At 67.4% G+C, this 13673-nt stretch carries 14 protein-coding genes; 4 read left to right on the forward strand and 10 right to left on the reverse strand.

Annotated features, from left to right (window positions below):
• Positions 1 to 17 precede the first annotated feature (17 nt).
• From VG543_RS09410 to VG543_RS09420, 3 genes are all read left to right on the forward strand, one after another.
• Complete coding sequence (locus tag VG543_RS09410) at positions 18 to 2306, forward strand: Orn/Lys/Arg decarboxylase N-terminal domain-containing protein (protein WP_019660243.1); 2289 nt, start codon at positions 18 to 20, stop codon at positions 2304 to 2306.
• Positions 2307 to 2334: 28 nt separating this feature from the next.
• Positions 2335 to 3237, forward strand: coding sequence for a cation diffusion facilitator family transporter (locus VG543_RS09415; RefSeq protein ID WP_019660242.1), 903 nt, complete (start codon positions 2335 to 2337; stop codon positions 3235 to 3237).
• A 123-nt stretch (positions 3238 to 3360) separates the two neighbouring features.
• A complete protein-coding gene (locus VG543_RS09420; RefSeq protein ID WP_019660241.1) occupies positions 3361 to 3795 on the forward strand; it encodes a RidA family protein in 435 nt (144 codons plus the stop codon).
• Here the strand turns inward: VG543_RS09420 and VG543_RS09425 are convergent.
• The 9 genes from VG543_RS09425 to VG543_RS09465 form a co-directional block, all read right to left on the reverse strand.
• The gene (locus tag VG543_RS09425; RefSeq protein WP_423178384.1) at positions 3792 to 4502 is read right to left on the reverse strand and encodes an energy transducer TonB family protein; all 711 of its coding nucleotides are present in this window, start codon (positions 4500 to 4502) and stop codon (positions 3792 to 3794) included. The two genes, VG543_RS09420 and VG543_RS09425, sit on opposite strands and share 4 nt — an antisense overlap.
• On the reverse strand, positions 4495 to 5241 hold the full coding sequence (locus VG543_RS09430; RefSeq protein ID WP_058981868.1) for a ChaN family lipoprotein: 747 nt from the start codon (positions 5239 to 5241) through the stop codon (positions 4495 to 4497). The genes VG543_RS09425 and VG543_RS09430 overlap by 8 nt, the downstream gene beginning before the upstream one ends.
• 40 nt (positions 5242 to 5281) lie before the next feature.
• Positions 5282 to 7753: a TonB-dependent receptor domain-containing protein gene (locus tag VG543_RS09435; protein WP_423178383.1), complete on the reverse strand. Its 2472-nt coding sequence runs from the start codon at positions 7751 to 7753 to the stop codon at positions 5282 to 5284.
• Positions 7754 to 7817: 64 nt separating this feature from the next.
• The gene (locus tag VG543_RS09440) at positions 7818 to 8744 is read right to left on the reverse strand and encodes a FecR family protein (protein WP_423178382.1); all 927 of its coding nucleotides are present in this window, start codon (positions 8742 to 8744) and stop codon (positions 7818 to 7820) included.
• On the reverse strand, positions 8741 to 9250 hold the full coding sequence (locus VG543_RS09445) for an RNA polymerase sigma factor (RefSeq protein WP_043402056.1): 510 nt from the start codon (positions 9248 to 9250) through the stop codon (positions 8741 to 8743). The genes VG543_RS09440 and VG543_RS09445 overlap by 4 nt, the downstream gene beginning before the upstream one ends.
• Positions 9251 to 9374: 124 nt before the next feature.
• Positions 9375 to 9881 carry a hypothetical protein gene (locus VG543_RS09450; RefSeq protein ID WP_241877259.1) on the reverse strand — a complete coding sequence of 169 codons (507 nt, stop codon included), beginning with the start codon at positions 9879 to 9881 and terminating at the stop codon, positions 9375 to 9377.
• A gap of 90 nt (positions 9882 to 9971) precedes the next feature.
• Positions 9972 to 10196 carry a hypothetical protein gene (locus VG543_RS09455; protein ID WP_010485009.1) on the reverse strand — a complete coding sequence of 75 codons (225 nt, stop codon included), beginning with the start codon at positions 10194 to 10196 and terminating at the stop codon, positions 9972 to 9974.
• Entirely contained in the window at positions 10193 to 10894 is a 702-nt protein-coding gene (locus VG543_RS09460; protein ID WP_423178381.1) for a glutamine amidotransferase, read from the reverse strand. Before VG543_RS09460 ends, VG543_RS09455 begins: the two co-directional genes overlap by 4 nt.
• Entirely contained in the window at positions 10891 to 11664 is a 774-nt protein-coding gene (locus VG543_RS09465; protein ID WP_010485014.1) for a YggS family pyridoxal phosphate-dependent enzyme, read from the reverse strand. The genes VG543_RS09460 and VG543_RS09465 overlap by 4 nt, the downstream gene beginning before the upstream one ends.
• Before the next feature lie 76 nt (positions 11665 to 11740).
• Between VG543_RS09465 and ptsJ the strand changes: the two genes are divergently transcribed.
• Entirely contained in the window at positions 11741 to 13027 is a 1287-nt protein-coding gene (gene ptsJ / locus VG543_RS09470) for a transcriptional regulator PtsJ (RefSeq protein ID WP_058981858.1), read from the forward strand.
• Between the two features lie 102 nt (positions 13028 to 13129).
• Here ptsJ and VG543_RS09475 read toward each other — a convergent pair whose 3' ends face one another.
• A complete protein-coding gene (locus tag VG543_RS09475; RefSeq protein ID WP_019336451.1) occupies positions 13130 to 13636 on the reverse strand; it encodes a hypothetical protein in 507 nt (168 codons plus the stop codon).
• Positions 13637 to 13673 lie beyond the last annotated feature (37 nt).

A 13673-nucleotide genomic window follows, 5' to 3' on the forward strand; every position in this document is an offset into this window, starting at 1 on the left:
CGACAAGGAGAATCGACGTGTACTTCAAGTCCCTGGACTATCCGGTCATTGTCATCGACAACGACTACGAGTCGCCGCGCATCGGCGGCATCCTGATCCGTGCGCTGGTGGAAGAGCTGCGCAGCAATGACCAGCGCGTGCTGTGCGGGCTGAACCTGGATGATGCCCGGGCCGGCGCCCGCACCTACGTGGCGGCCTCGGCGGTGCTGATCTCGATCGACGGCAGTGAAGAGGTGGATGGCGAGTTCCAGCGCCTGACCGCTTTCCTGCGCGAGCAGAGCGCGCGCCGCGCCAACCTGCCGGTGTTCCTGTACGGCGAGCGCCGCACCATCGAGAAAGTGCCGAGCAAGCTGCTCAAATACATCCACGGCTTCATCTTCCTGTTCGAAGACACCAAGAGCTTCATCTCGCGGCAGGTGATGCGCGCGGCCGAAGACTACATGAAGAACCTGCTGCCCCCGTTCTTCAAGGCGTTGATCCACCATGCGGCCGAGTCGAACTACTCCTGGCACACGCCGGGCCATGCCGGCGGTGTGGCGTTCACCAAGTCACCGGTGGGCCGTGCATTCCACCAGTTCTACGGTGAGAACACCCTGCGCAGCGATCTGTCGATCTCGGTGCCGGAGCTGGGCTCACTGCTGGATCACACCGGCCCGATCAAGGATGCCGAGGAAGAGGCGGCGCGCAACTTCGGTGCCGACCATACCTTCTTCGTCACCAATGGCACCTCCACCGCCAACAAGATCGTCTGGCATGGCACGGTGGCGCGCGGCGACGTGGTGTTCGTCGACCGCAACTGCCACAAGTCGCTGCTGCATGCGTTGATCATGACCGGCGCGGTACCGGTGTACTTCACCCCCAGCCGCAATGCACACGGCATCATTGGCCCGATCAGCCTGGATCAGTTCACGCCGGAATCGTTGCAGCAGCGCATCGCCGCCAATCCGCTGGCCAGCAAGGCCTATCAGGCTGGCTCCAAGCCGCGCATCGCGGTGGTGACCAACTCGACCTACGACGGCCTGTGCTACAACGCCGAGAAGATTGCCGACGAAATCGGCAGCGCGGTCGATTTCCTGCATTTCGACGAAGCCTGGTACGCCTACGCCGCGTTCCATCCTTTCTACGAGAACCACTACGGCATGGCCAAGGGCAAGCCGCGTGAGCAGGATGCGATCATCTTCACCACGCATTCCACCCACAAGCTGCTGGCGGCGTTCTCGCAGGCGTCGATGATCCACGTGCGCAACTCGGCGCAACGGAACCTGGATGCCGAGCGCTTCAACGAGTCGTTCATGATGCATACCTCGACCAGCCCGCATTACGGGGTGATCGCGGCCTGTGACGTGGCCTCGAAGATGATGGAAGGCGATGCCGGCCGCTCGCTGGTGCAGGAAATGCATGACGAGGCGATTGCCTTCCGCCGCGCGATGCTGCATGTCCGCGATGACCTGGGGCGCGACGACTGGTGGTTCAGCGTATGGCAGCCGACCAGGCTCGAGCGCAGTCTGGACAAGGGCGATACGCCGGCGCCGATGGTGGCCAAGCGCGAAGAGTGGTACCTGCAACCGGACGCACACTGGCACGGCTTCGAGAACCTGGTCGACGACTATGTGCTGATCGACCCGATCAAGGTGACCCTGCTGACCCCAGGCCTGGCGATGGACGGCAGCATGGGCAAGCTGGGCATCCCTGCGGCGGTGCTGAGCAAGTTCCTGTGGGGCCGCGGCATTACCGTGGAGAAGACCAACCTGTACTCGGTGCTGTTCCTGTTCTCGATGGGCATCACCAAGGGCAAGTGGAGCACGCTGGTCACCGAACTGATGGCATTCAAGGAACTGTATGACCGCAACGCGCCGCTGAGCCAGGCACTGCCCACGCTGGCGGCTGATTATCCGAACGCGTACGCCGGTTGGGGCCTGCGCGACCTGTGCGACGCGCTTCATTCGTTCAACCAGGAATTCGCCGTGGCCAAGGTGATGCGCGAGATGTACGTGGATCTGCCGACACCGGTGATGACCCCGGCCGACGCCTACAACCACCTGGTGAAGGGCGAGATCGAGCGGGTCGATATCGAGCAGATCAGTGGCCGTATTGCGGCGACCATGCTGGTTCCGTACCCGCCGGGCATCCCGACCATCATGCCGGGCGAGCGCTTTGGCGACAGCGATGAGCCGATCATCCAGTCGCTGCGCATCGCCCGTGAGCAGAATGCCCGCTTCCCGGGCTTCGAGTCGGACGTGCACGGGCTCATCATCGAGCACGACGGCGACGTGACCTCGTACAAGGTGGAGGTACTGAAGGCCTGACCGGCGACGGTCGGCCCTTCGGCGAACGATGGATACCGCGCGCGAGCAACGCATCCTGAAGTTCTCGATCGGGGTCACCATCGCGGTCAGCGTGGTCGGCTTCAGCGGTGGCCTGCTGGTGGGATCGCAGGCCATCCTGTTCGACGGCGTGTACAGCCTCGTCGACGTTGCGTTGACCCTGGTGTCGCTGTCGGTACTGCGGCTGGTGGCGCGGGAACAGAGCCCGCGCTTCCAGTACGGCTACTGGCACCTGGAACCGATGGTCGAGGCACTGGGCGGGGTGATCCTGTCGCTGGCCTGCGTGTATGCGCTGGCCAACGCCGTGATCGGCTTGACCACGGGCGGGCACGAGGTGAAGTTAGGGCCCGCGCTGTGGTGGGCGGCATTGCTGAGTGCCAGCAACCTGGCGATGGCGGCGTTCGTCGCCCAGCGGGCGCGGCGCCTGCGCTCGGCGCTGTTGTGGCTGGATGTACGGGGCTGGCTGCTGGGTGGGTTGATGAGCCTGGCGGTAGTGCTGGCCTTCATACTGGCCCTGGTCCTGCATGGCGGTGAGTGGCACCACTGGGTGCCGTATCTGGATTCGATCGTGCTGGCGTTGATCAGCCTGGCGGTATTGCCGGTCCCGGCGCGCAGCGCGTGGAAGGCCATGCGTGAAGTGCTGCAGGTTGCGCCGGACGATCTGGACCGGCGCGTGCAGCAGGTGATGCAGGCGTTCGTGGCCGAGCGTGGCTACCTCGGTTTCACCAGCCACGTGGCGAAGATGGGGCGGATGCGCTTCATCGAGATCCATGTGCTGGCTGATCCGGCCACGCCGCTCGGCTCAGTGGGGGAGGTCGATGCGATGCGCGACGAGATCGCCGTGCGGCTGGACGCGCGGGGCAGCACGTTCTGGCTGACCATCGATTTCACTGCCGATCCGGCGTGGACGTGAGCCGGGATCTACACGTGGGCGCGATCGTTGCGCGTGGCGGACCGGTCTGTTGCACCGGATCTGTTTGACCTGAACCAATGTTTAGGTCGCAGACTGGCTCGCATCCCCCACGAGGCGCGCGGCATGAACCTGTTGACCACCCCGGGCCTCGGCCATGGCCTGCTGGAACTGTTCAATCCTGCGGGGCTTTACGATCCTTCGGCCAACGGCTACTCGCACGTGGCGGTGGTGCGCCTGCCCGCGCGGGTGATCCATATTGCCGGGCAGGGCGGTGAGGATGCCAATGGCCATCTCTCCCCCGGTTTCGAGGAACAGGTCGGGCAAGCGCTGGACAACCTGGAGATCGCGCTGCGCTCGGCGCAGGCCAGCCTGGCTGATGTGGCGCGGTTGCGCATCCTGGTGGTCGACCACGACGAGGACCGGCTGGGCATCATCGCCCATCAGGTGCGGCGGCGCTGGCCGAACCGCTCGGCGCCCACCTGCACGCTGATCCCGGTGCCGCGGCTGGCGCTGGACGGCATGCTGTTCGAGATCGAGGCGGAGGCTTATGCCGCCTAGCGCAGGTAGTACTCCACCGGCACCACCAGCTCCTGCGGTGCCTTCAGTTCATCTGGAATGCGCGGCAGCGGCTGCGCGCGACGGAAGGTCTGCAGCGCTGCGTCATCCAGCATCGGCTGGCCACTGGACTGCTCCAGCCGCAGCGCCAGCAGGCGACCTTCGCGGTCGATGCTGGCCCTGACCCACGCAGTGCCCTGCTGCCGGCGCGAGCGCGCGGCGGCAGGGTAGTAGCGGTAACGCTCCAGCCGCGCCATCAGGCGGGCTTCCCACTGGTCGCTGGCGGCGCCGGCCTGGAAGTCTGCCGGTGGTGCGTCTGGAGCGGGCGGCGCGGCCGTGATCGATGCCGGTGCGGGACTGGCATCGGTCGCGGCCGCAGGCGGGGCGACCGGCAGCGGCTTTCGACCCGTCCCGCTTGTTTCGCTGGCGGCCAACTCGCCCTCGTGCGCAGCGGTGGGTTTTGGCGGCGGGGGCGACTTTGCCGGTTGCGACGCACGCGCGTGCTGCGCCTGGCTGGGGGTATCGGCCTGGCGCTCCTCCACGGGCTGCGGGGGCGTGGCCGGTGCCAGCAGGCGCAGGCTGATGCGCACGTCCTGTTCCGGTGGCGGGAGCATGGGCGGCGTCGCGACCCAACCCAACAGCAGCAGGGGCAGCAGGTGCAGGCCGATGGTGATGGCAATCGCCTGCCAGTGTTGGCCGCGTTCACTCATCGGCCAGCACCCACAGCAGGTCGGCATCAATCGCATCGACGGTTTCACCCGGCGAGGCCAGTGCGATCACCAGCGCAGGCGTACCCGGTGACAGGTACCCCGGTACCCCGGTACCGCGCAGGACGTGCCACCGGCCCGCCACCAGCAGCGCTGGCGCGGGCGCATCGACCAGTACCTGCGCCATGCGCGTGTCGCGGCCCTGCTGCACGGCCAGCATCCCATCCAGCATCGGTGCCGCGTCTGCATGCTGGGCCAGCACCACCGCCGACAGGCGCTGGCGGGCATCGGCCACCGGGAACTGCACGTCCTCAGTGGAGGCGAGCAGCAGGTTGACCTCGGCACGCGACAGGTTGCCGCCGAACAACGGCGTGCCTGCATCGGCAGCATCCTTGACCAGCCCGCCATAAGCGGCCCACGGCCAGCGCGCATCCCAGTCCAGCAGCTCCTGCAGGCGTGCATCTTCGGCCCGGTTGCCCTTCGCCAGCCAGCGCTGCACCCGCTGCAGGCGTGGCTGGCGCTCGCTGGCGATCATTTCCAGCACCAGTGAACCCTGCGGACGCCGCCGCTGCAGGGCCTGCAGCAGCCAGCGCTGGGCGGCATGGTCTCCGGCGAGGTCGTGGCGTTCACCCAGCAGCAGCCGCTGGGCGTCCGCCGCACGCGTCACGAATGCGGTTTCGTCCAGGCGCTGGCCGTTGGCCAGGTCGATCACCGTGCCAGGCATCGGCTGCGCGCTGGCCATTGCGGCCAGCGCGAGCAGGCACAGCGGCAGCCAGGGGCGGCTAGAACGCCACGTTGACGCCCATCGAGACGGTACGGCCACGGCCGTTGCCGCGGTCCAGGATCGGGCTGAAGATGCTGTCGATCGAGGCATTGTTGTCATAGGCTTTGTTCTGCAGGTTTTCGATGTTCAGCCACAGCGTGGTGTTGGCCTGGGGCCTGAAGCTGGCGTAGAAGTCCAGCAGCACGCCGGTGCCGCCGGTCTTGCGGGTCTGGAAGAAGTCGTAGCCTTCCTCGGTCGGCCCCGAGTACTCGGCGCGCAGGCCGGCCTGCACGCGCTGCTGCCACCAGCGGCCGCCCACGTCCAGCGTCCAGTAGCGGTCGGGCAGGGCGGTGATGTCTTCCAGGTTGACGAATTCGATGGCGGGCGCACTGGTACGCGAGCGGGTCCAGCTCAGCGTGGCGTGGTAGCGCTCGCTGGCGTAATGCGCTTCCAGTTCGATACCGCGCATGCGAACCACGCCGGGGTGGTTCATCCAGCGCGTGGTGGTGCTGAAGTCGTCCACGTCCAGTGCATCGGTCCAGGCAGTGAGTTGCAGATCGCCGTCGATCGGCACCACGAACGGTTCCACTTCCGGCGGATGCACGATCAGCAGGTACTGCGGCTTGATGTAGTCGCGGATGCGGTTGTCGAAGCGGGTGACCCGCAGCTGCGCCAGGTCGCCGTCGACCAGCAGCGAGGAGGCGCTGAGGTTGGCGCCGAACTGCAGGTTGCGCGATCGCTCACGGCGCAGGAACGGGTTGGCGCCAACGCCATCGGCATCACTCATGCCTTCCAGCGGGATCTTCTCGAAGAACATCTCCTGCACGCGCGGCGGACGCGACGTCCGCGAGACCTCGGCGAACAGCTGCAGCCAGTCAGTGGCCTGCAGTGAAACCGCCAGGCTCGGGCTGAGTGCGCGCTCGCTGCGCCGCACGCCGATGCCGCCGCCATTGATCTCCGCGCACTGGCCGGGGATATCCGAGCACACCGGGATGTGGCCACGGATGCCGAACCGGTCCTGGCGCAGGCCGGCAGTCAATGCGTAGATGTCGTACTGCAGCTCCAGCGTGCTGAACATGCTGTCCAGCTGGCTGCGACCTTGCGGGTTGGCACCGCGCAGGTTGGGAGTATCGGCCACAAAGATGTCCGATTGGTGCTTGAGGCCGGTGTTCCAGCGCGCCTGCAGTGCCCCGATGTCGAAGCGGCTGGTGTTGTCCACGGTCCAGCTGTTCAGGCTGCTGTGGGTGCGGCGGCCGATGTAGCTGGAATCCTCCACCGGGGGGTAGAACAGCCGGGTCTTGTTGCTGGCAAAAGTCGCGCGCAGGTCGATCCACGGCGAATAGGGCGTGTAGCGGTAGCTGGCGCGTTGGTTGCGCGCGGAAATCTGCCACGGATAGTTGTGGTAGAAGTCGTTTTCGTAACGCATGTGGCTCAGGTCCAGCCGGTGCTGGTCGCTGGGCTGCAGGCGTGCTTTCAACAGCCAGCTGCTGGGCTGCTGGCTGCCCGGGTCGGCGTTGTTCTTCTGCCCACGCGCGGTCGCGTATTCGCTGCTGCGGCTGCTGCTGGCAGCGGCCAGCAGGCCGAACTGGCGGTCGCCACCCTCTTCACTGTGGCGCCAGGCACCGGCGAAGGTACGGCCGCTGCCGTAGCCGTTGTTGCCGTGGCGATAGCCTGCACGCAGGCCCCGGCCACGGCCCTCACCGAGCAGATCGTCGATATCCAGCGTACGGAAGTTGGCACTGCCGGCCAGCGTGCCCGCACCATCACCACCGACGACCGCACCGCGTTGCACGTCCACGCCGGCCAGCAGGAAAGGATCGACATAGGCGAACGGACCGCCCGAGCCATGCCCGGCATTGTTGCGGAAGGTCTGGGTGACACCGTCGATCATGGTGTTGACCCGGCCGGCACCGGTCATGCCGCGGATGTTGACCTGCAGGCCCGGCTGGCTGCGTGAATGGAAGCTGTGGGTGCCGGGCATCGAGCGCAGCAGGCTGTTGCCTTCCTGGCGTTCGGCCATCGCCACGCGCTCGCTGCCGACCGAGGGCGCAAAGCCATCGCGGGTGGCCGGTACATACTGGCTGGCGCCGCCCCCCGGTGCCTGGCCGTGCGCGGTAGTGCCCTGCACCCGCAGCGGGCCGGTGCGACGGCTGCCATCGGCGCGTTCAGCCGGCGCCGGTTCCAGGGCGGCGCGGCGCGCATCGACGAAGCGCGGTCGCAGGCCGCTGCCTGCCAGCAGGCGCGACAGGGCCTGCGCATCGTCGAAGTCACCGCGCAGAGCAGGGGCCGAATGCCCGGCAGGCAGCGCCGCGCCTATCACCAGGTCGACACCGGTCAGCCGGCTGTAGGCGTCCAGCGCGGCCGCCAGCGGCTGGGCGGGCAGATCGTAGGTGCGTGTGGCGGTCTGTGCGTGGGCACTGCCGGGCAGCAGCGGAAGGGCGCTGGTGCAGGCCAGCGACAGGGCAAGGACAAGGGGGCGGGGGCACAGCATCGGGGGCTCCAGGGGCTGACGCAGAACGTCGTCATCCTGGGTAGACGCCGTCGCAGGCCGGATGTCAGGGTCCACCACGCTGCTCCCTGCGTGGCGGCAGCCACACCTGTATGCCCGCGCCGAGGCGCAGCACACGCACCTGCAGTTGCGTGGCCAGCTGGTCGCGATTGCGGGCTGCACCGTCGGCACTGCCGAGCAGGGTGACCGGCTGCTGGCGCAGCTGCTCGCCGACGACCCACGTATGTCCGCCATGCCAGCGGTCCAGGCCCTGCGTGACGGCGGCCAGCGGGGCCGAGACCCAGTGCAGGCGCCGCTCGCGCCAGGCCAATGTTCCGGGGGCAGCCGTTGTTGCATGGGCTGTTGCCTGCCCATCGAAGCGCAGCTGCTCGCCGTCGTCGGCCAGCATGCTGACGTTGCCGCTGTCCACGCGCACGCGATGCTCGGTAACGGTGACCACACTGCTGTTGCCCTGCACGGCAAGATCGAATGCGGTCCCCAGTGCAGTGACGGTGCCCTGTGGGGTATGCACCTGGAAGGGCCGGTCGGCATCGGCGGCGACCTGGAACCAGGCCTGGCCGCGCTGCAGCTGGAGCTGGCGGCGCTGCCCATCGATGCGCACCTTCACTTCGCTGCCAGGTGACAGCAGGACATGCGAACCATCCGGAAGAGTTTCCTCGCGGATCTCGCCAGCGGCTGTACGCAGTACCTGCGCCACCGGCGGCGAGGCATGGCGGCTGTAGAGACCCAGCGCACACAGCAACAGAACCGCAATGCCGGCTTCGCGCAGTCGACGGCGTTGCCTGCGCTGCTGTTGCCGCTGCAGGCTGGGCAGCGTCGCGCCTGCCTGCCACAGGTACTGCAGATACTGGTACTGCGCGGCGTGTCGGGGGTCGGCCTGGTACCACTGGTCGAACGCGTTCTCGTCGCGGTCACCGTCGTGCCCGTCCAGCCACCAGCGTGCGGCTTCGCGCGCGATCGCGTCCTGGCTCATGCGCCGGGCACCTGCTGCAGGGCGACGAGGGCGCGCAGCAGATGGCCGTGCGCGGTCTGCCGGCTGATCCCCAGCTGGCGCCCGATCTCGGCCAGCGCCAACTGTTCCACACGGGCCAGCAGGAACACCTGGCGCGAGCGTGGCGGCAGCGCGGCGATGATCGCGTCGAGGTGGCGCAGTTGTTCGGCGTCGAGCAGTCGCTGCTCGGGCAGCGGCGCAGGATCGGCGATGGCATTCAACTGCGTGTCATCCAGCACCTCTTCGCGACGGCGCTGGCGTTGCCGGTAGTGATCGGCGATCAGGTTGTGGGCGACGCGGTACAGATAGGCGCGGCCATTGCTCAGCAGGCCACTGGTGGCGACTTTGACGACACGCAGCCAGGTTTCCTGGACGACGTCATCAGCGTCGCTGCGTTGCGGGAGTTTGCGGCGGACATGGGCGTGCAGCGGCCGGTAATGGGCTGCGCACAGCTGCGCGACATCCGTCGGTTCGACAGGCGTGGACACGGGGCGGGCGACAACTGGGAAAGGGAACAGCCCGCGGCGGCAAGGGCAGCGGCTGCACCTTACAGCAAAAGAGAATCATTTGCATCTATGGCATGAGGCGCAGTACACATGGGCCACCGCAGCGTCAGCGCGGGCGGTAGTCGCAGTGGATCTGCAGGGCTTCGGTGGGGTTGCGATGCAGCTCGAAGCCGCAATGCTGCAGGCTGCGCTTCACCTGCGCGACCGCTTCGGCATGATGGGCGACGCGACGATCCTGCCAGCGCGGTGGGGTGAATACGCCCAGAGGCAGCAGTCGCAGCCGCTTGCCGTGCAGTACCAGTGAGACATCGATATGACGGCCATCGATGTCGTGGCCGTTGGCACCGAAGATGGCATCGATCTCATCGCGGCGCTGCGGGTAGCAGGTGCGGAACACTGCAATGCCGAGCCGTCGCACCACGCGGCGGAAGCCACCGAGACGGCTGTGGCTGGGTTCGAAGCCACGAGTGAGCAGCAGGCGCAGCCCGGCAGGCAGCATTGCCTGCGCGTCGAGCAGGCGTTGCAGTACCTCTTCTTCCAGTTGGATACGGGTGGAGGGCCAGCGCGGGGCGATGAGCAGTCCGTGGTGGCTGCCGCGTTGCAGGGTCAACATGGTGGAAGGTTGGCATGCCGGAATGCCGTCGGGTAGCAAACCTGTTCTCCCGTCGGATGCCGACCAGCGGCCGGCACTACCATCGTCGGGTCAGATGTCGCGGTACTGGATCTGCGAAGCCAGTACGCGCAGGCCATCGGCATTGCTGGACAGGATGCGCTCTTCGCTGACCCCTTTCTGCCGTTTCAGCTGGAAGCCCTGATCGGCAGGCAGCTGTGCGGCGATGGCGTCCATGCGTTGCAGGGCATCGGGGCCGCTGCAGTCGAAGTGGCCCCAATGGGCACCATCGCGGTGGATCTGCAATCGGTAGTTCATTGTGGTGTCTCCGGCAGGTCCTGCAGCCAATGGTCGAACATCGCGGTGGCGGCCGCTGCCAGCGGTGCGCCATAGCGACGCGCCTGCGCGCGCAGGTCGTTGGGATCGATGCCGGCCTGGGCCAGCTCCAGCGTGTGGCCGATCAGCCAGCGCTCGAACTGGCGGGCGTCCAGTTCCGGATGGCATTGCAGGGCCAATGCGTGGCTGCCGATGGCGAACGCCTGGTGACGGCAGGCCGGCGTACTGGCCAGGCGGCGTGCATCGGCCGGAAGTTCGAACGCCTCACCATGCCAATGCAGTACCGGAATGCCCTGCAGGGACTGCAGCGGAGAACGCTGGCCTTCATCGGTCAGCAGCAGTGGCGCAAAGCCGATTTCCTTGCCACCACTGGGAGCGACACTGGCACCGAGTGCGCGCGCCATCAGCTGTGCACCCAGGCAGATGCCGAGGGTGGGCCGCTGCCGCTGCAGCCGGCGCTGCAGCAGGGCAATGCTGTCGTTGACGAAGGGGTAGGTCCCTGTGTCATTGGCACTGATGGGACCGCCCAGCACGACCAGCAGGTCGGCGGTTTCGGCGCCATCGAGCGCATCGACGCCGACCTGCAGCAGCTGCAGTTGCCAGCCCAGCGCCAGCAGCAACGGTTTCAGGGTGCCGAGGTCTTCAAAGGCAACGTGTTGCAGGACAACCGCGTGCTTCATGCCGGTGCTCCGCTGTTCGGCCAGTAGAAACTGTCCGGGGTGGCACGGGCACCGAAGATGGCCTGGCCGACGCGGACCACGGTGGCACCTTCCTCGATGGCCACTTCGAAATCACCGGACATGCCCATCGACAGCTGCGACAGGTCGAGGCCGGGCGGGGCGGTGCGTTGCAGCTGGTCGCGCAGTTCGCGCAGGCGCACGAAGCAGGCGCGTACGCGCTCGACATCGGGGGTGAAGATGGCCAGGGTCATCAGGCCGCGCACGTGCAGGCGATCGAAGGCCGGCAGCTGCTGCACGAAGGCCTCGACCGCGTCGGGCTCCAGGCCGTACTTGCTCGGTTCGGCCGAGGTGTTGACCTGCACGAATACATCCAGCGTGCGGTCTTCCAGTTGCAGGCGCTGCTGCAGGGCCTCGGCTACGCGCAGGCTGTCCAGCGCCTGGAACTCGCTGGCAAAGCGCGCCACGTAGCGCGCCTTGTTGGTCTGCAGATGGCCGATCACCGACCAGTGCACGCCCAGGTCGGCCATCGTTTCAGCCTTGCGTTGTGCCTCCTGCACCTTGTTCTCGCCCAGTTCGTGGCAGCCTGCGGCTACCGCCATGCGGATGCGGGCGTCATCGACGGTCTTGCTGACCGGCAGCAGGCGCACACTGGCCGGGTCCCGGCCGACGCGGGCGCAGGCATCGGCGATGCGTTGGCGCACCGTGACCAGGTTGGCGGCGATCTGTTCAACGGACTGGGCGACGGGCCAGTCGGCAGCGGCAAGGGGCATGCGGGCACCTCCAATGCAGGGTGGCCAGGGTGGGATACACTGGCACAGGACAAGAGATATTTTGGCATAGGACAAAATGAAAATCACCGGGCATAGCGCCGAGTCGATCTTCGACAGCATCCGCGACGGCATCGGCAAGGGCCGCCTGCAGGCCGGCAGCGTGTTGCCGCCGGTGCGTGAACTGGCCGAGCAGCTGGGCGTGAACCGCAACACCGTGGCTGCTGCCTACAAGCGCCTGGATGCGGCGGGCCTGGCCAGCACGGCGGGCCGCCGCGGCACGGTGGTGCGTGGCCTGCCGCCGCCGCTGGCGCGTGAAGGCAGTACGCCCGGGCTGGCCCTGCAGGACCTGGCCGGTGGCAACCCGGATCCACGCCTGCTGCCGAACCTGCGCCTGGCCCCGGCCGCACCACGGCTGTATGGCGTGGGCACGGTCGAACCGAGGTTGGAGGCGCTGGCACGCGCCTCGCTGGATGCGGACTGCCCGGCGGGTTATGCGCTGGAGCTGACCCATGGCGCGGTCGATGGCATCGAACGCCTGCTGTCGGCGTGGCTGCTGCCGGGGGATCGCATCGCGGTGGAGGATCCGTGCTTCCTCGGCAGCCTCAACGTGCTCAACGCGGTGGGTCACGCGCCGTTGCCGGTGGCGGTGGACGCGCATGGCATGCAGGTCGATTCGCTGCGGCAGGCACTGGAGGCCGGTGCACGCGCGGTGTTGCTGACCCCGCGGGCACACAACCCGACCGGGGCCAGCCTGGATGCGAAGCGGGCGCGGGCGTTGCGGCAGCTGCTGGCCGCCTATCCGCAGGTTGCGGTGTTGATCGACGATCACTACGCGCTGCTCTCGCAGCAGGCCTATCACTCGGTGCTGCCGCTGGATGGCCGGCGCTGGGCGCTGCTGCGTTCGTTGTCCAAACCGCTCGGCCCGGACCTGCGGCTGGCCTGGCTGGCCTGCGATGAAGAGACCGCGATGCGGTTGCGGCTGCGATTGGCGTCCGGCACCGGCTGGGTCAGTCACCTGCTGCAGGATGCGGCGACCTCGGTGCTGTCGTCGGCAACGCAGCGGGCGAAGATCGCTTCGGCAGGTGAGCGTTACCAGCAGCGCCTGCGCTCGCTGCAGGAGTTGCTGCATGCGCGTGGCCTGCCGACACCGTTGCCGATGGAAGGATTGAACCTGTGGCTGCCGTTGCAGGCCGACAGCCATCCGCAGGTGCTGGCCCTGGCTTCGCGCGGATGGCATGTGCGCGCGGGCGAAGTGTTCGCGGTGGCAGCGCCGGGGCATGGCCTGCGCATCACCTGCGCTGCGCTGGGGGCAACGCAGCTGCGGCAGCTGGCGGATGACCTGGCGGCGGTGTTCGCTCTGTAGCGTCGAGCCATGCTCGACGTTGCTTCGCCTTTGTAGAGCCGAGCCATGCTCGGCTGCTGTTGATAGAAGCAGTCGAGCATGGCTCGACTCTACACAAGCAGATCAGGGCGCGGCGTTGGCGCCGGGACGCACGTAGTAGGACTGGCCGCTGTCATCGACGAACATCAGCTCCGGCTTGCCCTGCCAGGAGGTGAGCATGGCGCCGGTGTTGTTCTGGTGCTTGACCATCAGGCTGGCGCCGCGGTCCGGGTTGGCGACGACTTTGAATACTTCAGTGGTGCCGGTGGCATCGTCAAGGGTGAGCAGGGCTTCGCCGCCGCGGTCGCTGGTGCCGTAGCCGCCGCGTTCGGAACCATCGGGACCGAGCAGGATCAGGCCCGACAGGGCGGTGGCACGCGGCCCCTGGGTGCGGCCCTGGCTGAGCGGGTCGGGGACCGGTGCGCCGAGGATCACCCGCGGCTGGCCGCTTGCATCGTGGATGACCAGGCCGCGTGCTTCGATGATGCGCTGTGGCGATTGGCTGCGATGCAGGCTCCAGGCGGTCCAGCCGGAAACCAGCAGGGCGAGGGTCGAGACCACCAGGGTGGTCAGCAGCAGCGCACGGGGCATCGGGTCGTCCTTCCTTGGATGTGCCGACGATAGCGGA

Origin of the sequence: Stenotrophomonas sp. CASM101, from assembly GCF_049384845.1 — a bacterium.
GTDB classification, from domain to species: Bacteria; Pseudomonadota; Gammaproteobacteria; order Xanthomonadales; family Xanthomonadaceae; genus Stenotrophomonas; species Stenotrophomonas hibiscicola.